Source organism: Ferrimonas marina (assembly GCF_900129905.1).
Lineage (GTDB): Bacteria > Pseudomonadota > Gammaproteobacteria > Enterobacterales > Shewanellaceae > Ferrimonas > Ferrimonas marina.
In genome coordinates this window covers 202,458-224,579 of the sequence record NZ_FQXG01000004.1, presented here as the reverse complement: position 1 = coordinate 224,579, position 22,122 = coordinate 202,458, and the positions used below count along the sequence as shown (strand labels likewise).

Annotated in this window: 19 protein-coding genes and 1 riboswitch; of the genes, 10 read left to right on the top strand and 9 right to left on the bottom strand. The window is 56.5% G+C overall.

The features are described from left to right. Window positions 1-208 precede the first annotated feature (208 nt). Together BUC04_RS11065 and BUC04_RS11060 are read right to left on the bottom strand one after the other, a co-directional pair. Window positions 209-1,477 (bottom strand): DEAD/DEAH box helicase, encoded by a 1,269-nt coding sequence (locus BUC04_RS11065; RefSeq protein WP_067656788.1) that lies wholly within the window; start codon window positions 1,475-1,477, stop codon window positions 209-211. Between the two features lie 374 nt (window positions 1,478-1,851). Beyond that, window positions 1,852-2,733 carry an AEC family transporter gene (locus BUC04_RS11060; RefSeq protein ID WP_067656784.1) on the bottom strand — a complete coding sequence of 294 codons (882 nt, stop codon included), beginning with the start codon at window positions 2,731-2,733 and terminating at the stop codon, window positions 1,852-1,854. Between the two features lie 136 nt (window positions 2,734-2,869). On the opposite strand from BUC04_RS11060, the gene BUC04_RS11055 reads away from it, so the two are divergent. Next, window positions 2,870-4,216 carry an ammonia-forming cytochrome c nitrite reductase subunit c552 gene (locus tag BUC04_RS11055; RefSeq protein ID WP_067656781.1) on the top strand — a complete coding sequence of 449 codons (1,347 nt, stop codon included), beginning with the start codon at window positions 2,870-2,872 and terminating at the stop codon, window positions 4,214-4,216. Window positions 4,217-4,310: 94 nt separating this feature from the next. Here BUC04_RS11055 and BUC04_RS11050 read toward each other — a convergent pair whose 3' ends face one another. The 4 genes from BUC04_RS11050 to BUC04_RS11040 all read right to left on the bottom strand — a co-directional run bounded on the left by BUC04_RS11050 (window position 4,311) and on the right by BUC04_RS11040 (window position 8,970). Further along, the gene (locus BUC04_RS11050) at window positions 4,311-4,847 is read right to left on the bottom strand and encodes a hypothetical protein (protein ID WP_067656778.1); all 537 of its coding nucleotides are present in this window, start codon (window positions 4,845-4,847) and stop codon (window positions 4,311-4,313) included. Between the two features lie 283 nt (window positions 4,848-5,130). Further along, on the bottom strand, window positions 5,131-6,144 hold the full coding sequence (locus tag BUC04_RS23670) for a hypothetical protein (protein ID WP_143165686.1): 1,014 nt from the start codon (window positions 6,142-6,144) through the stop codon (window positions 5,131-5,133). A 276-nt stretch (window positions 6,145-6,420) separates the two neighbouring features. Beyond that, the gene (locus BUC04_RS11045) at window positions 6,421-7,602 is read right to left on the bottom strand and encodes an MFS transporter (RefSeq protein ID WP_067656777.1); all 1,182 of its coding nucleotides are present in this window, start codon (window positions 7,600-7,602) and stop codon (window positions 6,421-6,423) included. 186 nt (window positions 7,603-7,788) lie between these two features. Continuing rightward, a complete protein-coding gene (locus BUC04_RS11040) occupies window positions 7,789-8,970 on the bottom strand; it encodes a hypothetical protein (protein WP_067656775.1) in 1,182 nt (393 codons plus the stop codon). Window positions 8,971-9,010: 40 nt separating this feature from the next. Next, window positions 9,011-9,088: riboswitch (cyclic di-GMP riboswitch) on the bottom strand. Window positions 9,089-9,266: 178 nt separating this feature from the next. Here BUC04_RS11040 and BUC04_RS11035 point away from each other — a divergent pair. Then, entirely contained in the window at window positions 9,267-9,473 is a 207-nt protein-coding gene (locus BUC04_RS11035) for a hypothetical protein (protein WP_067656772.1), read from the top strand. Window positions 9,474-9,503: 30 nt separating this feature from the next. Here the strand turns inward: BUC04_RS11035 and BUC04_RS11030 are convergent, their stop codons facing one another. Together BUC04_RS11030 and BUC04_RS11025 are read right to left on the bottom strand one after the other, a co-directional pair. Continuing rightward, entirely contained in the window at window positions 9,504-9,806 is a 303-nt protein-coding gene (locus BUC04_RS11030; protein ID WP_067656769.1) for an EscU/YscU/HrcU family type III secretion system export apparatus switch protein, read from the bottom strand. Continuing rightward, on the bottom strand, window positions 9,796-11,118 hold the full coding sequence (locus BUC04_RS11025; protein ID WP_143165685.1) for a hypothetical protein: 1,323 nt from the start codon (window positions 11,116-11,118) through the stop codon (window positions 9,796-9,798). The genes BUC04_RS11030 and BUC04_RS11025 overlap by 11 nt, the downstream gene beginning before the upstream one ends. Before the next feature lie 142 nt (window positions 11,119-11,260). Between BUC04_RS11025 and BUC04_RS11020 the strand changes: the two genes are divergently transcribed. Together BUC04_RS11020 and BUC04_RS11015 are read left to right on the top strand one after the other, a co-directional pair. Continuing rightward, entirely contained in the window at window positions 11,261-12,028 is a 768-nt protein-coding gene (locus BUC04_RS11020; RefSeq protein ID WP_067656984.1) for an MlaA family lipoprotein, read from the top strand. Between the two features lie 30 nt (window positions 12,029-12,058). Continuing rightward, window positions 12,059-13,183: a response regulator gene (locus BUC04_RS11015; protein WP_067656763.1), complete on the top strand. Its 1,125-nt coding sequence runs from the start codon at window positions 12,059-12,061 to the stop codon at window positions 13,181-13,183. Between the two features lie 67 nt (window positions 13,184-13,250). Here BUC04_RS11015 and BUC04_RS11010 read toward each other — a convergent pair whose 3' ends face one another. Beyond that, the gene (locus BUC04_RS11010) at window positions 13,251-14,720 is read right to left on the bottom strand and encodes a peptide MFS transporter (protein ID WP_067656760.1); all 1,470 of its coding nucleotides are present in this window, start codon (window positions 14,718-14,720) and stop codon (window positions 13,251-13,253) included. A gap of 377 nt (window positions 14,721-15,097) precedes the next feature. On the opposite strand from BUC04_RS11010, the gene rfaH reads away from it, so the two are divergent. The 6 genes from rfaH (at window position 15,098) to BUC04_RS10975 (ending at window position 22,087) form a co-directional block, all read left to right on the top strand. Then, entirely contained in the window at window positions 15,098-15,586 is a 489-nt protein-coding gene (gene rfaH / locus BUC04_RS11005) for a transcription/translation regulatory transformer protein RfaH (protein ID WP_067656757.1), read from the top strand. Between the two features lie 334 nt (window positions 15,587-15,920). Beyond that, window positions 15,921-16,991 (top strand): UDP-N-acetylglucosamine--undecaprenyl-phosphate N-acetylglucosaminephosphotransferase, encoded by a 1,071-nt coding sequence (wecA, locus tag BUC04_RS11000; RefSeq protein ID WP_067656754.1) that lies wholly within the window; start codon window positions 15,921-15,923, stop codon window positions 16,989-16,991. Between the two features lie 425 nt (window positions 16,992-17,416). Continuing rightward, window positions 17,417-19,138, top strand: a complete 1,722-nt coding sequence (locus tag BUC04_RS10990) for a polysaccharide biosynthesis/export family protein (RefSeq protein WP_082766573.1) — start codon at window positions 17,417-17,419, stop codon at window positions 19,136-19,138. Between the two features lie 8 nt (window positions 19,139-19,146). Beyond that, complete coding sequence (locus BUC04_RS10985) at window positions 19,147-19,932, top strand: ABC transporter permease (RefSeq protein WP_067656745.1); 786 nt, start codon at window positions 19,147-19,149, stop codon at window positions 19,930-19,932. Further along, window positions 19,929-20,579 carry an ABC transporter ATP-binding protein gene (locus tag BUC04_RS10980; protein WP_067656742.1) on the top strand — a complete coding sequence of 217 codons (651 nt, stop codon included), beginning with the start codon at window positions 19,929-19,931 and terminating at the stop codon, window positions 20,577-20,579. Before BUC04_RS10985 ends, BUC04_RS10980 begins: the two co-directional genes overlap by 4 nt. A 2-nt stretch (window positions 20,580-20,581) precedes the next feature. Beyond that, the gene (locus BUC04_RS10975; RefSeq protein ID WP_067656739.1) at window positions 20,582-22,087 is read left to right on the top strand and encodes a KpsE/RkpR family capsule polysaccharide export protein; all 1,506 of its coding nucleotides are present in this window, start codon (window positions 20,582-20,584) and stop codon (window positions 22,085-22,087) included. The last annotated feature ends 35 nt before the right edge of the window (window positions 22,088-22,122 follow it).

Sequence of the window (22,122 nt, the reverse complement as noted above, 5' to 3'; positions counted from 1 at the left end):
GAATCTCTCTCCGGCTGTTCCCTGCGGAGTCAGGAATAAAGAACGACCAATCTGAACAGAAGCTGAATCAAAGTGCGACGACTTGGTCTGAGTCGGAGTGTAAGAGGTTCACCCGGTAATAGAAGCGCTTGCGTGTCTTGCGATTTGGGTTTGTGAGGGAGGTCACAATAAGGCCCCTACGGATGAGGGGCCTCGAAGGTGTCTGGGATTAGCGTCGCTTGGTAGTGCGACGACCGCGCAGCTGGCGCTCACCGGCGGATTGGTCGGTGGGGTTGTTCTCCCGCGCCCGTTTGCGGGTGTAGCGCTGCTTGTTGTGCACCTCGTAGATCAGGTTGGTGCGGTCCTTCACCTCGTAGCCGGGCTGATTGATGCGGCGGATCCGCTGCTGGATCAGCTGCTCAATCTGGGCGATAGAGAGCTCCTCATCCCGGGCAACAAAGGAGATGGCGTGACCCTGGGCCCCGGCGCGGCCGGTGCGACCGATGCGGTGAACGTAGTCTTCGGCCAGGAAGGGCACATCGAAGTTGACCACGTAGGGCAGCCCTTGGATGTCCAGGCCCCGCGCGGCCACGTCGGTGGCTACCAGCACCCGGATCTTACCCTCTTTGAACTCCCGCAATGCTCGGCGTCGAGCCCCTTGGCCTTTGTCGCCGTGACAGGCTTCCGCCGGCACACCGTACTGGTTCAGCTCCGACACCACCGCGTCGACCGTCTCTTTGTAGTTGGCGAACACCAGCACCTGGCGCCAGTTCTTGCGTCCCACCAGCTCGACGATGAGATCGAGCTTGCGGTCCTGGTCCACTGGGTAGATCACGTGGGAAACGGTCTCGGCGGTGCTGTTTTGCGGTGCTACCGCCACTACTACCGGGTTTTTGAGACTTTGGGTGGCCAGCTGCTTCATCTTCGGCGGGTAGGTGGCGGAGAACAGCATGGTCTGGTGCTTTGGCGGCACCAGCTTCATTACCCGGGTCAGCTCGCCACTGAAGCCCATGTCCAGCATGCGGTCGGCTTCGTCCAGTACCAGGTGGTGCACCTGGGTCAGGCTGACGTTGTTTTCGGCTACGTGCTCCAGCAGGCGCCCTGGCGTAGCCACCAGGATATCCACCCCTTTTTGCAGGGTAGCGGCTTGCCCGGCCATCTTAGTGCCGCCGTAGACCACCGCCACGCTCAGCTCAGTGTACTGGGTGTAGTCGCGGCAGTTATTGGCGATCTGGGCGGCCAGCTCCCGGGTCGGGGCCAGGATCAGCGCACGCACCTGCCGCCCCTGACGCTGGGTCGGGGTGTCCAGCAGCTGCTGGATGATGGGCAGGGCGAAGGCAGCGGTTTTGCCGGTGCCGGTCTGGGCGTTGGCCAGGATATCCCGCCCTTTGCGCGCGGCGGGGATCGCCTTGCGCTGGACCGGGGTCATCTTGTCGTAACCGCATTCGCTGACCGCGCGAACGATTTCCGGGCCAAAGCCCTGGGAGGCAAAACTCATACTGGATTCCTGACCGCTGATTTTGGGGCCGAAGATGATACCCGAATTATATAAAAGCCCCTAGGGCCTATTTACCTTTCGGGGTGAACTTTTGTTCGAGTCAAAGCGATTTTAATCTAGGAGCAGGCGATGAAGCCTAGTGGGCTAAGCGAAGAGCCTTCGACAACGAGAAAAATGGCTTTGGCCGAACCCTTCGGGCAGTGCTTGCTGGTGACTTCTTCGGCGTATCGGCCGTTCATTGAGGCCTACTCAACTTCACAGCCTCTGCTTTGCCCCTAATATCAGCAAAAGCCGCCAGTAAGTGGCTGCAAAAAACATCGAGAAAGATGAATAGGTCCTACTGCTTTGGCAGACAAGCGGGATTGGGCAGCTGGTCACCCCAGGCTCAGAGCCAACGTCAGGATCAGCGGCAGGGTCAACACCGTGGCGAAGTTACTGAACAGGATAATGGCGGACATCTTCTGCGGGGCCACCTGGTACTGCTGGGCGAACAGGAAGTTGATCACCGCCGGTGGCAGCAGGGTGAACAGCAGCAGCATCTGGCGCTGCAGTAAGCTCAAATCAAACAGGCTATCCACCACCACAAAGGCGACGGCGCCGCTGAGCAGGCTCACCGCGGTGGCACCCAGCCCCAGGCGGATGTCCTGACGGCGCAGGTGGATAAGCTGACCGCCCAGGGCCAGCAGCATGATGGGGATGGCCGCTTGGCCGGCCAGCTCGGTGCCTGCCACCAGCGGAGGCCAAACAGCTATGTCCGCCAGGTTGGCGCCGATCCCCAGCAGGGCGGCGGGCAGCAGCGGGGCGGAGGCCATCCCCTTGAGCGAGAAGCGCCCTTGGAATATCGCCAAACCCAGAGTCAGGTGCAGCACATTGGAGAGGGCAAACAGCAACACCGCGAAGTCCAGGGCTCGGTCACCGAAGGCGAGCAGGAACAGGGGGATCCCCAGGTTGCCGCTGTTGCGAAACATCTGGGTGGGGCCCCAGAGCCGAAAGGAGGCACCGGTTATTCGGCAGATTGGCCAGCAGAGCAGGCCCGGCAGCAGGATTGCCAGGGTGCCCGCCATCACCAGGGTGCTGGCCCCATCGGCGCGCAGATCCAGGCTGAGCAGTGAGGAGAACACCAGGGCGGGGACGAACACCAGCATGTTGATGCGGTTGAGTTGGCTAAAATCGGGGTTGAGTCGACGTGCCAGCAGGTAGCCCAGGGCCACCACCATAAACAGCGGGAACAGGATGGCGGTAACGGTGCTGAACATGAACAACCTGAAGTGAAGATGTGCCGGGCATCACACTTTACCATATTGAAGGCAAAGGACTTATGCCGAAAACAGGCACTGGTTTAAAGTGGTGTTGAAAAGACAACAAATGAGTGAGTGTAGTGTGCGCGTGTTAATGACAAAGCGGCTGATGGCCTTGGCTCTGGGCAGTGCGGCGTTGGTCGGATGTGGTCAGCCGTCGATGACAGACAGCCCCGGTAACAATGAAGCCTGGCAAGCCACTTACCCGGCCGAGTACCAAAGCTGGGCTGAGACCGAGAATACCTCGGCCCGCACCGACCTGCTGGCCCATCGGCCGGCACTGGTGGTGCTGTGGGCCGGCAGCCCCTATGCCAAGGAGTTCCACTCCCCCCGTGGCCACCAGTTTGCGGTGGCGGATGTAGCGCAGACCCTACGTACAGCTGATGGCCAGGGCAGTGCCGCCTGCTGGAGCTGCAAATCCCCCGATGTGCCGGGGCTGATGGAGAAATACGGAGAGAACGGCTTTGCCGCCCACACCTTTGCGGAGCTGGGCCGCGAGGTGGGCAACGCGGTGGGTTGTGCCGACTGTCATGAGCCGGGCGAATCGACCCTGCGTCTTTCGCGCCCCTATGCTCTCAATGCCATGAACAAGGTCAAGCAGCCGTTCGAGGCGCAAAATGCCAGCTGGCAGGCGTCGCAGACCTGTGGTCAGTGTCATGTGACCTACTACTTCCAGCCGGAAGAGGACAACAAGGTTAACATCCCCTGGATCTTTGGCAGTACCGCCGATGAGATTGAGCGCTACTACGACACCCGCCGTTTCTACGACTGGGTCCATCCCATCTCGGGCGCTCCCATGGTGAAGGCGCGCCACCCGGAGTACGAGCATTGGAGCCGCAGCGGCCACGCCAAGCTCGACGTGGGTTGCGTGGATTGCCATATGGCGGGGCAATCCGCCGAAGGGATGCATAACCACAAGGTGAGTGGGGCCATGGCCCAGTACGAACAAGCCTGCCAAGGCTGTCATCAGGATGAGGCTGAGCTGGCGCAGACCCTGGCGCAGCACAAAGCCGCCATTGATGAGGCGCGTACCGAAGTGGAGGGGTTGCTGATCCAGGCCCATTACGAGGCCCAGGCAGCTTGGGCGGCCGAGGCCAACTGGCACGAGATGAACAGTGCGCTGATGGACATCCGCCACGCCCAGTGGCGCTGGGACTTTGCCACCTCGTCACACGGGATCCACGCCCACAACCCTGAGGAGGGGATGGCGTTGCTGACCGTCGCGTTGCAGCAGGTGAAGATGGCCCGCGCTAAGCTAGCCCAGGTGCTGGCCGAACGGGGCGTGGACAGCGTTGACTACCCGGATGTGAGCAGCAAAGAGACTGCTCAGGCGGCAGTGGACATCGACCTGCCGGCACTGCAGCAGCAAAAGCAGCGCTTTATCGAGCAGCAGATGGCCAATGGCTGGCCTGAGGCGGCGATGCGGGGCTACCAGGAGTAAGCTTGGCCGGGTGGGCCACTGAGCTGTCCAGCTTGTTAGTGGACAAGCAAAACAAAAACGGCGCCCTCGGGCGCCGTTTTTTTATGTTGGGGATTCAGTACAGACCCAGGGTGAACATCATCGATTCGGTGGCGGTGTTGTAGCCGATGCCCACCGCGATGTGGCCCGGCAAGGCGTAGCGGGCACCAAACTCGGCGCCCCAGCGATGGTCTTTCTCCACGTCCCACTGGGGCTCACAGCCGATGGCCAGGCAGGTGATGCCACTGGTGTAGCGCAGCTCATCACTGAGTCGAACCACCCCGCCATAAAAGCTGAGATCCGCCACCACCCGATAGCTCAAGCCAAAGCGCCCCATGTAGCGGCGGGTCTCGGCTTCCCCCGGCGGCTCCACCGGCACCGAGCTGGAGCCACCCCAGGCAAAGCCACCGTAGTAGCCCCAGTCCGGGTAGTTGGGGTCATAGTGGTGGGGAGCCAGGGTGATGCCCCAGAGATCGCCTTCCTTCATGTTGAAGTAGTCTGCCGCCAGCATCACGTAGGGCATGCGGGTCAACACGTCGCCACGGGGCTGGATGTTGGCGTGGCTGGGCAGCGCCAGCAGGGCCAGGCCGGCGGCCAGTATCGGTGTTCTCATGGGACCTTCAATACGAAAGAAAAGAGGCATTTTTCAGTGGGATTGAAGGCGGGTCAAAGTGTGAAGTTCAGAACTGGGAGCTGGATCTGCCCGCTACGACTCGATACAGCCTGGGTTCAGCACAAAGCAAAGCCCCACACCGATGGCATGGGGCACTACAACTGTCGTCAGGTTGGTTCTGGACTTAGGCCGGGCAGGCGTTGGCGGCCATCGGCTTGTCCAGGCGGGCGCTCAAGCAAGATAAGAGCTCTCATTTAACCTGGTACTTGATAACGTACTTCTATTATGTTTGTCCCAACTTTCTTTTGTACTCGATAATTTTCTTATCGATAAATGGGCTCTTTGTTCTAATCTTCTTGGCTTGCATCATTAAGTCGAGAGCAAGCGTTAAATCAGTTGACTCTAACTTTATAGCTGCCTTTCTCAGTGCTCCAAATAACTTATCGGTTTCTGAACTGGATTTTCCTAGATATCCATTTAAAGCATTGTAGTGCCGACTAATAACTTTTCTACGGCTTGGGGTTGTTCTTTTACAATGTTCTAGCATCCATTTGTAATATCTAGGGTATAGTTTTCTGTTGCGAACTTTTTTATAGAACCAGTGGAGATCTAACTGATTGTTGGCAAAATCTATAAATAGCTTTTTGAGAGCACCCATTTCTTTTAAGTGCAGTGGCATGGAATGGCCCACTCCAGGCACTTTTAAATGGGTGAGATTCTTATATCTAAAAGCATGCTTTCGGTCTAGGTCATAAAGAGGATCATATACAACATAGCCAGTTGATTCAAAATCAGTTCCATCAAAAGAACCATGACTCCAATCAAGCTCATTTCTCCACTTACTAAACCTGGTCTCCCATGGTGCGATATCCGCATTGAGTGTACTAATTGGATTGATTAGTAGGACTCTATCGAGCTTGAGTACTTTGGCAAAGGCCCCAATGCCAAAGCCCCCCATGCTTCCACCATACCCGAGTTTGACTTCAAATCTATCTAGCAACGGGCTAAGTAGTTTCAGCTCGTCTTCCAGCTTAGCACTACGATACCAATTTGTTGCTCCAAGGCAGGAGAAAGAGATGGAGTTAAAGCCACAAGACTTAACAAAGTCAAAGGCCCAAGGTTTGTAGCTATCAAGCCCATCAGCTTTTTGAGCTTTATGACCCATGTGTGAGAATGTTACAACCAAAGGGGCGCTAAAATCAGAAATGCAGAAACGACAAAATACATCGTCAATAATCTCTGAGCCATATAAAGGTAAAGGTATATCTTTATTTGAGATATCTTTTAGTCTATGCATTATTTTTCATTACTTTTGTGCATCAGTATTAAAATTGTTTGTATTTTTATTGGGGGTGAACAATTAATGCGGGCTATTACAAAATGATAGTCCCTTATAATAACTAATATTTTGGCCATTGTCTCCCCAAGTTCCTTTGATTTGTACGAGTTCGGTGCTCAGAGCCAGGTGCTGGATACGTCTGCTTTGGCCAATGCCCGTCTGGGTTCAGCACAAAGCAAAGGCCCCACACCGATGGCATGGGGCCTTGAATCTGTCGTCAGGTTTGTTCTGGACTTAGGCCGGGCAGGCGCTGGCGGCTACCGGCTTGTCCAGGCGGGCACTCAAGCGGGTCAGCAGCAATGCCAGGACCACGATGCCGGCGCCGATCCAGGGAGTAGCCATCAAGCCCTGGCGTTCCACCACCAGACCACCGCCCCAGGCGCCAAGGGCGATGCCCACGTTAAAGGCGGCGATGTTCATGCCGGAAGCGACGTCCACCGCATTGGGAGTAAAGCGTTCCGCCAGTTGTACCACGTACACCTGCAGACCAGGAACGTTGCCGAAGGCGAAGGCGCCCCAGATTAAGACTGTCAGTACCGCAGCAACCGGGTGGTAGGCGCTGACACCCAGCAGCAGTAGCACCCCGGCCAGGCCGGCGAAGATCAGGGTCAGGGCCTGGGTCGGACCCTTCTTGTCAGCCAGCTTGCCGCCCCACAGGTTGCCGATGGCCACGGAGACACCGTACACCAGCAGGATGGCACCCACCCATTGGGCATCAAAGCCGCTGACTTGCTCCAGGACAGGAGCCAGATAGGTGAAGGCGATGAAGGTACCGCCGTAACCCAGTGCGGTGATGGCATAGACAAGCAGCAGCCGCGGCTGGGCCAGCACCGCCAGTTGATCGCTCAGCTTGGCGGTCTTGGGCTGGGCCAGGTTGGATGGGATCAATGCCCAGCTGCCGATCAGCGCCACCAGCCCCAGCAGGGAAACCACCAGGAAAGTCGCCTGCCAGCCAAACGCCTGGCCGATGTAGGTGCCCAGCGGCACGCCGGTAACCAGGGCCACGGTGAGGCCGGTGAACATGATGGCGATGGCGGAGGCCTCCTTCTCTTTGCTGACCAGGCTGGTGGCAACCGTGGCACCGATGGAGAAGAACACACCGTGGGCCAGGCCGGTTAAAATGCGGGCCAGTACCAGGGCGTTGTAGCCCGGGGCCTGCCAGGCCAGCAGGTTACCGGCGACGAACAAGGACATGACGCCAATCAGAACCCACTTGCGCGGCCAGCGCCCGGTGAGAGCGGTGAGCACCGGTGCGCCGATGGCCACGCCCAGGGCGTAGAGGCTGACCAGCAAGCCGGCCGAGGGCAGGGATACATTCAGATCGGCCGCCATGGTGGGGATCAGGCCGACAATAACAAATTCGGTAGTGCCGATGGCAAAGGCGCTGAGGGTAAGCGCCAGCAAAGCAATGGGCATGAGGGTAACTCCCGTTAAGCGACCAGGTCGCGTTGATTCAGTGGCGGGGAGTATGGCCGGGGCGGTTATTGAGAAAAACAGTCAAAAAGTGAAATGGCTTTTGTCGAAGTGACAAAGAATGTCGATGGCTCCAGGAAATGGCAAAGCCCGCCGAGGCGGGCTTTGTTAAGTAAGTGCGTTTGCCAATCAGAGGCTGATCTTAGCCAACATGGCACGGCCATCAAGGGACTGGCCGCCGATCCAGTAGGTGGTGTCATCCAGCTTGACGATGCTGGTGATGAAGGCCATCGCCTCCTCCTCTTGCTGGGTTACGCTTGGCGCAGCAGGGTAATTACCCAGGGGGAACCGCAGTTGGTCAAAGGTGCCCAGCGGCATATCCGGGTTGTTACTGGCGTTGTTGCTGGCATTGCGGCCCACGCTGTTGGCGATCAACTTGCCGGTGTTGGAGGTGAGCACGCTGGCGGTCAGGTTATTGCAGGAGCCGCCATTGACCTGACAGCTTTGCTTGATCTGCCACAGCACGGCGAAGCGCGCCTTCTTGCTCAGCACCTTGTTGTCTTCGTTGGGATCGATGCTCTTGTTGAAGGTGACGTCTTCGGTCAGTGAAGCAAAACCGGCGACGAACTGGCCATCGGGGCTGATGGCGGTCAGCTGATAGGCCCAGGGGGCCTTATCACCGCTGGGGCCGAGGGAGCGGTTGCCGGCCTTGGCCTGGGGCAGCTCGCCGTTGCCCTTGGTGATGCTGTACTTGAGCGGATTGAACTGGCGCTCGGTGGCGCTGCGGTCGTTGCCCAGGGTGAACTCGAACAGGTGGGGCATGCGCATCTTGACGGTGGACACCTCCCCGGTGCTGTCGTCTTCCACCTTGATCTTACGCAGGCCATCGGCGGCCACCAGGGACACGTTGCCCACGTAGCCGCGGAAGTCGGACACCTCGGCCATCACTGCGGTCAGGGTTTGCTGCGGCTTCTTCTCGGTATCGACGGTGAACTGTTCCTCCCATGGGTTATCGCCGGTGAAGTTCAGCGGCAGGAAGGTAAAGCCCTCGGGACGATCCAGGCTATTGAGGTTGCAATCCGCCGGATCCAATGCCGTAGGGCTGCTGGTCATCTGCACGGTGGCGGTGCCGAACTTCTCCACCACGCTATCGCCGGTGTGGTAGCTGAAGGCCGCGTCGCCCTTTTTCTTGTTGGCATTGAGCTTGGCAATCACGCTGAGCACCGGGGTGCCGGACTCGCTCTCATGCAGGAACAGATCGCTGATCTGACCTCGGTAGCCCAGGTTACAGGTCTCGACGGTGAAGGCGTTGGCAGTAAAGCTGGAGAGCAGCAGGGCGGAGCCCAGACCAATCAGGTTGAGGTGTTTCATTGAGTCGTCCTTGCGTTGATATCCATGGCCGTCATGAATGCTCAGTGGCGCAGCCCACTGCAGTGGCAGTGCTGTCGCTTTGCGTCCCTCCCTCGCGGAAGGTTTGCCCTTAGAGAAGATTGAATACACTCATTATTTTTCATGATTGCAGTTCGAGTGACATCGCCCTTTTCTCATACTTTTGGCCATTCCAAGGGCTGATATCGGTAGGAGATTGGCACTGGAACAGCTCAGCTAGGCTGTCGATACTTAGTTCAATGAGCAGAGAGTAAGGACTGGAGAGTAAGGAGGAACTGATGGCTCAGCATCATGCCAACGTGGAGCTTTTCCATGCGGTGACAGGCGCGCGCCAGTGGCATGCCCGCCTGGTGTTTTGGGATGAGGCCAGTAACGACAGCTTCCATAGCGAGGAGGTGGCGTTGAGTGCGGAATCGGTGGGTCAGGCCATCGAAGAGGCCGCCAGCAGCTTTGGCATCGACCGCCAGTATATCCACACCCGTTAGCTTGATTCGCCCTCGGGGAACAGCGGCAGACTACGCCTTGGTCTGGATCCGCTGATGGATGTTGTGCCACTGCTCGGGAAAACGCCCCTCCAGCAGGTAGGCGTAAGCGATGAGCTCGGCGATCACCAGGTAGAGCTGCGGGGGGATCTGCTGGCCCAGCTCCAGCTGGCCGAGCAGTTCGGCCAGCTGCGGGTCATGGTGGATCATCACCCCATGCTCCCGGGCCAGCGCCTCAATCTGCTCGGCGGTGACGCCGCTGCCCTGGGCGGTGACGGTGGGGGCCTGCTGTCCGTCGTAATGCAGCGCGGTGGCCTGCTTGGGGCTATCGCTCATAGGTTAGGATCCTCTGGCCCTTGGGCAGCTCCTCGGGCACAGTCCCCACTCGGCACTGCCACTGGTTTAGTGCCATCGACATCTCGGCGAAACGCTCGGTTAGGGCGTGCTGGTGGGTTTCGGCTTTGTGTTTGACCGCCCGATTGCTGGCGGTCAAATCCAGCGCCAAGGTCTGATTGAAGTAACGGGCCTTGACCAACAAAGCCCCCGGATCCAGCTCGAACCGCAGTGCCAGCAGCCAGGCCTTCTGGTGGCTTTTCTCATCGGCGGGCATGCTCTGCAGCGACAGCTGCAGGGTGCGCTGCTGACTCTCCTGACCGTAGGGTAGGGCCAGAAACAGCAGTGGGTGCTCACTGTCGCTTTGGCTTTGCTGCTGAAAATCACTCAAGGACTTCATCATCGGCGCCAGTTGGTGCAGCAGTTGCCGGCGTTCGCTGCCGGACAGAGCGCTGAGATCGTCATCATCCGCTAAGCCCGGGTTGCGTGGTCGTACTCCAAGCAGACGCTGCCAACTGGCCGCCAAGGGCCCCAGCGGCGGCGGTACGCTCACGCTGGCGGGAAAGCGACCCAGTTGTTGCACCATGAGGCTCAACAGCACCGGATTGGCCAACTGGGCCAGACTGGGCAGGGGCAGGGTGGTCATTCCGCTTTGACCCATCTGCGGGGCGAGGAAGCGCTGCAACACCTGGATAAGCGGTGAGGCACTGTTCTCCAGGGGCCGTAGCTGAGCACCGGGCTCGGTTGCCACGGCTTGTGAAGGATTGGCGCTGAGGCCAGCGGCTGTCGTTGCGGCCGTACCCGGCGCCTGTGGGCCCGTACCTGGCGCCTGTGGGAGAGGGGAGGGTAACGGCACGGGTACGCCCAGGCGCACCAGTTGGAACAGCGCTGGGTTTCCCGCTTGGCGACGCAGCGCCCAATCACCCTTGGGTGGCAGGGGTACAGGCAGGGGCTGAGGAGCACCGGAACTGGGCAACTGGGCCTGCCCCTGGGCGCTGCGTGTTAGCGGTAGCAGTCGGTCTGGGGTGGGCAGCAGCGTTTGCAGTCGCTGGACCAAGACAGTGGGCAGTTCGCCGGCCCGGATGGTCTGGTTGCTGCTTTGCAGCGTACGAGCAACCAGCTGGCCAGGTTGTGTCTGCACCACGAAAGGCTGGCCCTTGAGCACGGCGGGAAGTGGCCTCGCCTGGCCATTATGATGCAATAACAGCTGGTTACCTTGAGCCGTTGCCTGTTGCACCAGCAGGGTGGAGAGCGCGCTGGTGTTGGTCGCCGCTGGCTGTATCGGGGCTGAATGGAGTATTGGTGGAGTGGCCATCGAGGTGCAATCGGCTGAGGTTAACCCTTACCCTTTGTAAATGAACTGGTAAGCTTAAGATAACAGTTTGATATTGGGCGAGAGTGCCCACATATCTATATCGGCCAGGAGGGCTGATAGGTTTAGGAGAAAGGGAGTGACGGTGTCGAGATGGACCATCTTGCTGGTGAGCGTGCTGTGGCCGCTGACGGTACTGGCAGACGGCGAGAGCGACGAGGCTCTGGGGATCACGGTGGAGTACAAAGATCCGCGAGACCCACTGGAGCCAATAAACCGGGCTATCTGGGATTTTAACTATGGCCTGGATCGCTACGTGTTGCGTCCGGTGATCCACACCTACGTGGATGTGGTGCCGGAGCCGGGTCAGAAGGGGGTAGAGAATTTTATCCGCAATCTGGATGAACCTTTCAGTGCGGTTAACAATCTACTTCAATTGAAACCGGAGTGGGCGGCGAACGCCACCGCCCGCTTTCTGATCAACAGCACCGTGGGCGTGGCGGGTCTGATGGACATCGCCTCGGACATGGGGCTGCCACGCAAGCAGGATGAGTTTGGTGAGGTACTGGGGTATTGGGGGGTGCCAGATGGCCCTTACCTGATGTTGCCGGTGCTGGGGCCAAGTTCGTTGCGGGAGGAGGCCGGCGATTTTGTCGATCGCCTCTACTTCCCCTATAGCCTGATGAATTTCTGGCAGCTGAGCGCTCGCTGGGCCCTGGATGGTCTGGCGACACGCTCGAAATTGATCGACCAAGAGGCGCTGCTGGATAACTCCTTGGATCCCTACGCGTTCACCAAGGAGGCCTATTTTCAGTACATCGAGTTTCAGCTTTACGACGGTAATCCGCCCCTGCCCGAGGAAGACGACGAGGCCTGGTTGGACGATTACTTGGACGACTTAGACGAAGAATAACGAGAACGCGTCAAAACGATTGGGGGTGTCATGGAGTTGCAAGGCATTCGAGTGTTGATTGTCGAAGACGATCCGGTGTTTCGACAACTGGTGGGAGATTATTGCCGCCAGCAAGGAATGGTAGTGGACGAGGCCGAAGACGGTCAGCAGGGGCTGGAGCGATTCCAAGCCCAGCAACCGGATTTGGCGCTGGTAGATCTGGGGATGCCGCGCATGGGCGGGTTGGAGCTGCTGACTCGATTGGCGGATATTGCCCCGCAGGTACCCAGCATCGTCATTACCGCTAACAAGGCGATGTCCGACGTGGTGGATGCCCTGCGCAATGGCGCCTGGGACTACCTGATGAAGCCGCTGTCTGATCTGCGCATCCTGCAAAACGCCATGCTGGACTGCCTGCGTGAGTCTGGTGGACTGGAGCCGCCGGAGGCCACCAACAGCGTGGGCACCGAGTGGGAAGACCCCAGCCAGACCCTGGCGATGTCCGACAACATCGAGGCGCTCAAAAGCGACCCTCACACTGCGCAGATGGTGCAGGCACAACTTTTCCCCAAACCGGAAGTGGTGTGGCAAAGCTGCGAGTTTGCCTACAACCTCTATAAGAATGAGCCGGTGAGCGATCGCCTCTGCGACGGCTTTGAATGCGGCGACAATCATTACTGCGCCTACCTGGCCAAGGTCACCCCGGCGGGCAACATGGGGGCCTTCGTCAGCGTACTTATCCGCAGCTTCTTCAATCAAAAGCTCAAGCGCTATCGCCAAGGGGGCAGCACAGCGGTGCTCGAGCCCTTTACCATGTTGTGCTATCTCAACGAGCAGTTGGTGAAATCCGGCCTGAACTGCGCCCTGGAGATGGCCTACCTGGTGTTTGATCGCCGCACCCGTCGTGTCGCCATTGGCCGGGCGGGCTCAGAGCTTAAAATTTACCTACGCAGCGAGGAGTGGTTGTCCCGGGTGATGCTGCCGGATACCCAACCGATTGGCCTTAATAGCCAGGCGCGGCCTCACAGCCACTTCCGTCACCTGGAGCCGGGCCAGGCCCTAGTGCTGATGGAGGGGGAGGAGCAGGTGCGTGATGATCTGCTGGCAGATCGCTTCACCGGGTTGAACGAGGGGGCGGTGGAGGGCAGCTGCGTGCAGCTGAAGGCCTCTGCTTAGAGAGCAATCATTGAGAAAACAAAAAAGCCGGCAGTCGTGCCGGCTTTTTCTTTGTAGTGGAAGATGATCAGTTGCGAGGCATCGCTTCGTGCTCGGCGGTAACGGCCACCTCTTCTTCCAATGCTTCCAGCTCGTCCTTGTGGTGGCCGTCTTCGGCCCCATGCATCCAGTCCACCAGCTTGTTGGACATGAAGTAAAGGAGGATGCCGGACAGGACGGCGGTGATGGCGATGCCGGCGAAGATCCCAAGCGCGTTGGCCAGTTGCTCCTCTTTGGCACCACCGTGGCCAATAAAGGAACCGACGATGCCGCCAATGTAGTTGGCCGCAGCAATGAACAGGAACCAGGCCCCCATCATCAGTGAGGCGATACGCAGCGGCGCCAGCTTGGTCACCATCGACAGACCGATGGGAGAGAGGCACAGCTCGCCCATGGTGTGAAAGAAGTAAGCGCCCACCAGCCACCACATGGAGGATTTGGCACTGGGGTCGCCACCCATCTCCATCACGGCACCGATCATGAACAGGAAGCCGATGGCCAGCAGCACCAGGCCAAGGGCAAACTTCACCGGCGAATTAGGCTCTCTGTCGCCCATACGCACCCAGATGGAGGCGATCACCGGGGCGAATACCACGATGAAGATGGCGTTCAAGGACTGGAACCAGGCGGTGGGGACCTCCCAGCTGCCGATCATTCGATCGGTGAATTCGTTGGTGAACAGGTTCATCAGGCCGCCGGCCTGCTCGAAGCCAGCCCAGAAAATGATGGTGAACAGGCCCATCACCATGATCACCTTGATGCGATCGCGCTCCTCGGAGGTAAGCGGTTCTTTCTTGCTGCTCTTCTGCTTGGCCTGCTGAAGCTTGGCCGCCGGCACGGTACCGATGTCGCCCAGTAACTTCTTAGCCCAGATCGCCTGGATGATCAGGGAGAGCACCATACCGACACCGGCCAGAACAAAGCCGGCCTGGAAGTTACCACCGTAGGCCTTCACCACGGAGCCCACCAGGATCGCTGACATGGCGGCGCCGATGTTGATGCCCATATAGAAGATGGTGAAGGCACCATCGCGACGATGGTCACCTTCCTGGTAGAGATCGCCCACCATGGTAGAGATGTTCGGCTTGAACAGGCCGTTACCCAAAATCAGGGTGCCCAGGCCGAGGTAGAACACGGTGATCTCCATACCCGGCACCCAGGCATGGGGCGTGCCGAGCAGGAACTGGCCAATGGCCATCAAGGCACCACCGATGAGGATCGCCTTACGCTGGCCCAGGTAGTTATCGGCCAACCAGCCGCCAATCAGCGGTGTCAGGTAAACCAGGCCGGTGAAGGTGCCATAGAGAGAGAGGGCGTCGGCTTGGGTCCAGCCAAGACCGTGGCCGCCGTCGTTGCTGACCTTATCCACCAAATAAAGCACCAGGATGGCGCGCATCGCATAGTAGCTGAAGCGCTCCCAGAGTTCGGTGGTGAATAGTAGGAATAGGCCTTTGGGATGACCGAGGAATTCGCCCCGGTCGAAATTGTGTGAGCTCATGAGTGCGCTTACCTTGACGTCTTGTACTTATTAAGTCGCAGGGGGGCTGGGCCCCGGATGAAGATTGACCCCTTTCCATCCACGTAGGGCGGGGCGTGTGTGCTCACCTTAGCGATTATGTTGCACAATTGAAAGTGAGGGGTGTCATTTGTGCTGCGATGGCAAGTCGAGTGGACGTTACAGGCCCTCTGTCTGTAGGAAAAATGCTCGATTCTAAGGGCGCTGAGGAATACACTGACCGATGGCTCGACATTTATTCGTTTAGGTTCCGTTCAGCAGGTCTGAGCTCTTGCTTCACCACCCCGCACTGGTATCATGCGAGGCGCTAACAGGGACTGTGATAGCACGAATGGTAGGTCTAAATCGGGGAGGTGTGGATGCAAGGCTGGTACTTGCTCTATTGCAAAGGCAAACAAGAAGCCACTGCAAAGATGCACCTGGAGCAGCGCCAGATCGCCTGCTTCCTGCCGGAGACCGAAGTCGAACGTCTCAAAGGCGGTAAGCGGGTCAAGGAGCTGCAACCGCTGTTTCCGAATTACCTGTTCGTCAGGTTTGATCCCCACATTACGCCCATTCGCTCTATCCGCTCTGTTCCCGGGGTTTCCTCATTGGTTAAGACCGATGGGCAGATAACGCCTGTCGAAACCTCTTTGGTGGTGTCGTTGCGACAGCGCGACGTCGCTTCCAGCAGTATGCGTGACCTGCCTGAGGTAGGTGATCGCGTACGGATCTTGGAAGGCCCCTTTGCCGAGTTGGAAGCGGTATACGCAGAGCCTGACGGTGAGACCAGAAGCATGCTGCTGCTGCAGTTGCTGGGGAAACAGCAGCGGCTGAGTATGGATAACCTGTCCTTCGGCCGCTTATGACAAAATAGGGGCGGCTGGAAGTATCCGGCTACCCCCTCGATACGAATGCATTTGTTGCTTTGACGCTGTTTGGGAGCCAGTAACCCAGGGGCGTGAGCGTATCTAAAAGAAAGTAACTCGTTTTTCTGAGCCCATAAAAATCAAGGCCTTGCAGGTAAGTAAGTACTTGTGTTTTTGGGGTTGTTACCGCAGTATTGCAGTTTGTGACCGAAACGGACTTAAGGAAGAGTTTTGTTCGGTCGCTCACACTAGCTGCAAAGCGCGAGCAAATAGGGCACACTCTCTTTGCCTTTCGCGCGTTCGCCATCACGAAGAATCGTAGCAGTAGCCGAATATGGACAACTTTATCTACGTGGGCGTTTTACCGACGCTCTGCGCTTTTGCCTTGAGCTGCTTTTTTATCCGGGCTGGGAAGCCACTGGCAGTTCGATATGGATTGGTCGATCACCCCGGGGGCCGCAAGACCCACCAGGGCGCTGTCCCCTTGGTGGGCGGCATCGCCATCTTCTTTTCAGCAATGTCCTCATTACTGCTGTTCGCACCGGACAGCATCGAGCTACGCCTCTACCTGATGGCCTCGGTGATGATGCTGTTCATCGGTGTCCTGGATGACCGCTATAACCTGAAGGTGTCTTACCGACTTTTCAGCCAGACCCTGGCGTCAGCCATGATGGTGTTTGGTGCGGGTCTCTACCTTGGTCAGCTTGGTGATCTGGTCTCGCTAGGTCAGGTGGATACAGGCTGGTTTGGCCCGACCTTGACCATCATTGCAGTGATTGGTGCCATCAATGCCTTCAATATGGTGGATGGGATCGATGGTTTGGCGGGCGCGCTCAGCCTCATCGCCTTTGGCGCCATCGCCTTTATGATGGATCTGACCGGTAACCCCTGGTCATTGATGGCGCTTATCTACATCGGTGGCATCGCTGCCTACCTGATGTTCAACTACAGCTGGTCTCGCTTGCGCCTGAAGAAGATCTTCATGGGCGACGCCGGCGCCATGGTGATCGGTTTCAGCGTTGTCTGGCTGTTAGTGGTTGGCAGCCAGGGGACTGAACCCAGTTTCCGGCCGGTAACGGCACTGTGGATCATCGCTTTTCCGCTGATGGATATGGTGTCCATCATGTATCGACGGATCCGTCAGGGAAAGAGTCCTTTCCTGGCTGATCGCCAGCACCTGCATCACATCTTCCTGCGGATGGGGTTCACCCAAAAGCAAGCCCTGCTCATTATCTCTTTTGGTGCCATGGTGTTGGCTTCGATAGGTATCATTGGTGAGCTTATGGAGATCAGCGAATGGATTATGCTGCTGATGTTCCTCGCTATCTTTGCTGCATACTGCTGGGGTATCCAGCATGCCTGGCAGCTGGCCAGCTGGCACCGTCGCATGAGAGGGATCAACTGATTTACCCTCGCAACCTAGATTGAATTGAATGATTAGAATTAAGCAAATAAAGCTATTGCCAGCCGCTCTGCTTGGGTTTTTCTTGGCTGGTTGTTCCTCCGCTCCACCGCAGGTCAGCGCCATGGTTCCCCTGGTTGAACAGGTTAAACTGTCCGGCAGCGCCCAGGAGCTTCCCACCGAGGTAGCCTCACGGCTCGACAGTGCTCAACTGGGTCATCAGTTCCACCACGGCAACTACCTGGTTGAGGTTGGACGTTCCTACACATCGGCCTTAGGGGGCTCGTGTTGGGAACTGTTGGTGACGGACACGAACTCATCTCAGTCTCAACAGCGCATTGCATGCCAGCAGGGATCGCGCTGGTTGTTGGTACCTGAGATTGCGGACCGCTCGGACTCAGAGCTGATATTCAATGCCACTTATTGATATGACAAGAATGACCAAATTGTTCAGACAGGCCGCATGCCTGTCTTTGTTGTTTGTGGGGGGGGCGTACGCCAATACCCTGGACCCCTCGTTAGCCGCTGCAGCCCAAGCCTCCAATACCCAATTGCCGGCTCAGGGAATGTCGGCTAATGCCCAGCAGGCTGCTCTTTCTCAGGGCCAAGTGCCGATGCTGCCAGGTCAATTGAGCCCTGATGCGCTGCTGCCTCCACCTGAGGAGGGGCTCCCGCCGCCGTACGGTGCCAATCTGTTTGCTGGAGGTTATGAAACCGAGCGTTTTGACGGCCTCAACGAGGACTATCTGATCGCCCCTGGCGATAAGATCAGCATCTGGGTGTGGGGCGCGGTCAACCAAGGCGAAGTGGTGACTGTAGATAACCAGGGCAACATCTTTATCAAGAACATTGGCCCCGTTCAGGTGGCGAACGTGAAAGCGTCGGCGGTTAACGACTACGTTACCTCGCAGATCAAACGCGTCTACAAGAGCGATGTGAACATCTACGTCAACCTGCTGACCGCTACACCGGTGTCGGTGTTCGTGACGGGCAGCGTTCTGCGCCCTGGTCAGTACGCCGGTATGGCCTCAGACAGCCCGCTGTACTTCCTCAAGCGTGCCGGTGGCATCGATGCCGAGCGGGGCAGCTACCGTACCATCGAGGTACGCCGAAATGGACAGGCCATTGCCAACATCGATCTCTACGATTTCCTGCTAGAAGGCAGACTGCCGCGGATCAACTTTAAGGATAACGACGTTATTCTGGTCAAGAAGCAGCAGGCGACGGTATTGGTGGCCGGGGCGGTAAGAAACCCGTTCCGCTTCGAGTTTTCGGGGGATGCGGCTACTGGCGATGAACTGGCCAAGTACGCGCGCCCGCTGGCCAAAGCCTCTCACGTGGGCATTGCTGGCGATCGTGCCAGCGGCCCGTTCTCCGTTTACCTGCCCTACAAGGCGTTTGAGGACTACGAACTGCGCGATGGGGATCGTTTGTTGTTTAACGACGATCTGCGCGCTCAAGTGTTCGATATCCAGGTTCAGGGCAGTTACCTGGGCCCCTCTTACTTCGCAGTGAAGCGTGATACTCGCCTGCATGATCTGTTGGCGCATATCGAGGTCGATCCCGGCCTGGCGGATTTCAGCAACGTCTATGTTCAACGTCAGAGCGTGGCGGAGAAGCAGAAGGAGATGATTGATCAATCCCTTCAGCGGTTGGAGCGAAGCGTGTTTACCGCCCCGGCGTCTTCTGATGGCGAAGCACGTATTCGTGCCGAGGAAGCGCGCATGGTGCTGGAGTTTACCGAGCGTGCCCGCCAGATTGAGCCTCTGGGTAAGGTGGTTGTTGCCGACAATGGTAAAGTGGCCAATATCCTGCTGGAGCAAGGGGATATCGTCTGGATCCCTTCTAAAACCGATCTGGTTCACATCGGCGGTGAAGTGATAATGCCCCAAGCGGTGGTAGCTAATCCCAACGCTAAGGTTAAGGACTACATCGCCTGGGCTGGCGGCTACACCGAGCGGGCTAATTACGAACAGATCATGGTGATCCATCCCAATGGCATGATCGACACAAACTACACCGGTGCTCTGCAGCCGGGTGACCAAATCCTGGTGTTGCCCCGCGTCGATGCTAAAACCATGCAGGCAGTGAAGGACATCACTCAGATCATCTACCAGATTGCTGTGGCCGCTAACGTCGCCGTTAACTGAGGTTAGTTATGGCAACGGTCATCAAGAGAAACAGCTGGGTAATCTGGAAGGACGTCATCTTTGCCCTGTTCGTTCGGGAGATCCGAACAGGGTTTAATGACAAGTTTGGTATTAGCTGGGCTGTCGCTAGCCCTGTAGTCTTCATCTTTGTGCTTTCCTTTATTCGTGGAAGGTTGGACGGTGGTGAAACTCACACGATGCCGACTTTTGCCTTCATGGTGTATGGCATGGTTATGATTCAGCTGTTTCTAACTATGCTGAACTCATGTGCTAAAACAATAAAGAAAAACAAGGCTCTATTTGCATTTCGTCAGGTTCAACCAATCAGTAGCTGGTTAGCGACAACAATATTTGAAGCATTGGTAAAGATAGTCGTTTTATTGGTCATCTGGACAGTGATGTTTTTTCTGATGATTGAGATAAGACTGGATAATGCCTTGCTTCTTATCGGAAACTTTGTTGCCCTTGCGATTTTTGCATCGTCATTTGGACTCCTGATGGCGCTTCTGAGGTGTTATATACCAGAAACGGAAAAACTACTGAATATGGCGACCAGGCCGTTATTCTTTATTTCTGGTGTGTTTTTCTCTCTTCAGGATGTGTCTCCAGAATACTGGCAGTATTTAAACTGGAACCCTATTTTGCATGCAATTGAATTGTCCAGGCAAGCTGCTTATGGAACCTTTGGTGCTGTCGGGGTTAGCCAAAAATATTTGTGGTTGAGTGCTATTACAATGTTGTTTTTTTCACTCAGCTGTTACCGGATAAGCTGGCGAAAAGCGATAAGTAGATGATAAAACTAGAGAACCTAACTAAGTTTTATCCTTCTAAGTTAGGAAATCAGTATATCTTTAAGCGGATAAACTTCGAGATCCCTTCAGGCCATAACCTGGCTATCCTTGGCTCCAACGGTGCGGGCAAATCGACACTGTTTCGTCTTCTCGCCGGCAGCGAGTACCCCAACGAGGGTCGTGTGATTACCGACCTGAATCTGTCTTGGCCTGTAGCATTAGCGACAGGTATTCACCCACAAATGACGGGCAGAGAAAATACTCGTTTTATTGGCATGATTAACGGTGTCGTTGACTTAGATGACTATGTTGAGAAGGTGCAAGAGTTTTCTGACCTGGGTAAGCGATTTGATCTTCCGGTAAAAACCTACTCGAGCGGGATGAGGCCTCGTTTGGCATTCGCTTGCTCTATCGCTATCGATTTTGATGTTTACTTGATTGATGAGGTGACATCCGTTGGAGATGCAAAGTTTCGAGCTAAGGCCAAAAGGGCTCTTCTGGCGAAAAGGCATAGCTCCAATGTCATCATGGTAAGTCACAATATGGGTGAACTCAGACAATTTTGCGATAGCGCCCTCGTTCTTCACAAGGGGCAGATGACGTTTTATCAAGATCTAGAGCGCGGAATCGCTCACTACAAGGCGCTATGACGATGACGCAGACGGCTATAAAACTAATTGAAAAACGCTTCGTGAAGCTTGGGGGAACCTTAGATAAAGATATTTGGAACTCTGGACTTAAGCTCTATGAATATGCTCTAAAAATCGAAGGCGAGGATGTTGCTCTAGCTAGAAGGGTGATGCAACGTGCCCGAAACCTATCTCCTGGCAATCCAGGTATTCGAGCGGAGTTGAAACGCTTGGGTGAGGAGGTAGAGAAACGGTACCCGGCTTCTGAATCCAGTAGTTCAACCGGCGAAGTCGTGCCAATAAGCGCTGATGCGAAACATGTCGAACCGTCAGAAGGTCCAGTGATGTCGACCACGGTAAAGGAGTCTGGAAGTCAGGACAAAGCCTTTTCCTCCCGTTTGATTGAGCGCATGAGAACGCCCACATTCTTATTAGTGGTGTTACCGATCCTGCTGTTTGCCTTTTATCAACTTGTCTGGGCAAGTGAGCGGTATGAAAGTCGAGCTCAGGTTATCGTTCAACAGCCAAATGATCTTTCTGCAATGGACCCGTCCATGGCACTGTTGTCCGGTTTCGGGTTGTCCACGCCGGCATCGACCGATGCCTTACTGGTCCAAGCTTTCATCTATTCAGACGACATGCTCAGCTACCTGGATGATCGGCTGTCTCTGAGAACGCATTACACTGAAAGCGGTGCCGATCTCTTCTCACGGCTAAGTTCCACAGCCAGCAAAGAAGACTTCCTAGATTTCTATCAAAGCCATGTCACTGTCGAAATTGACGAGAAATCGTCGGTCATAACGGTGCTGGCGCAGGCCTTTGATGAGGAGTTCGCTCATCAGCTTAACGTTGCCATCGTTGAACGAGCCGAGTGGTACATCAACTCCATCGGACACACTCTGGCTAACGAGCAGTTGGCCTTTGTCCGGGGCGAGCATCAACTGATTGAGTCCCGTTTGGATAATGCAAAACGTCGCTTGCTGGGCTTTCAGCAGCAGTACAACCTATTGGACCCGGAAGCCGAGGGGATGGCGTTGCAGCAGATTGCCTATTCTCTTGAGTCACAGTTGGCGTCAAAGAAGGCCGAACTAAAGTCCTTGCGCAGCGTGATGAGTGATGAGGCTCCACAGGTGATGACGCTGCAGTCACAAGTGCGTGCTTTGGAGGCGCAACTTGAGAACGAGCGCTCCAGGCTTTCATTGCAACGGCGCAATGAGTCTTCAGAAGAGGGTAGTTTGGCGCTGGGAGAGCTTTCGTCGGTTAGTGAAGTGTTAGCCACGTACACCGAGTTTAAGGTAGAGCTGGAGTTGGCATTGCAGGCGTACACGGCGTCCGAGGTGTCACTGGAGAAGTCCCGGATCGAGGCTTATCGCCAGCTTAAGTACCTGATGATCGTTGAATCACCAACGTCACCAGAATCCAATCAATACCCCAAGGTCCTCTATAACCTTGCGCTTTTCTCCGCGGTAATACTGATGCTGTTTGCCATTGGGCGAATCATCGTTGCTACAGCAAGAGAACTGAGATAGAGACAGAAAAATATAATGAGCACACCGAAAACCTT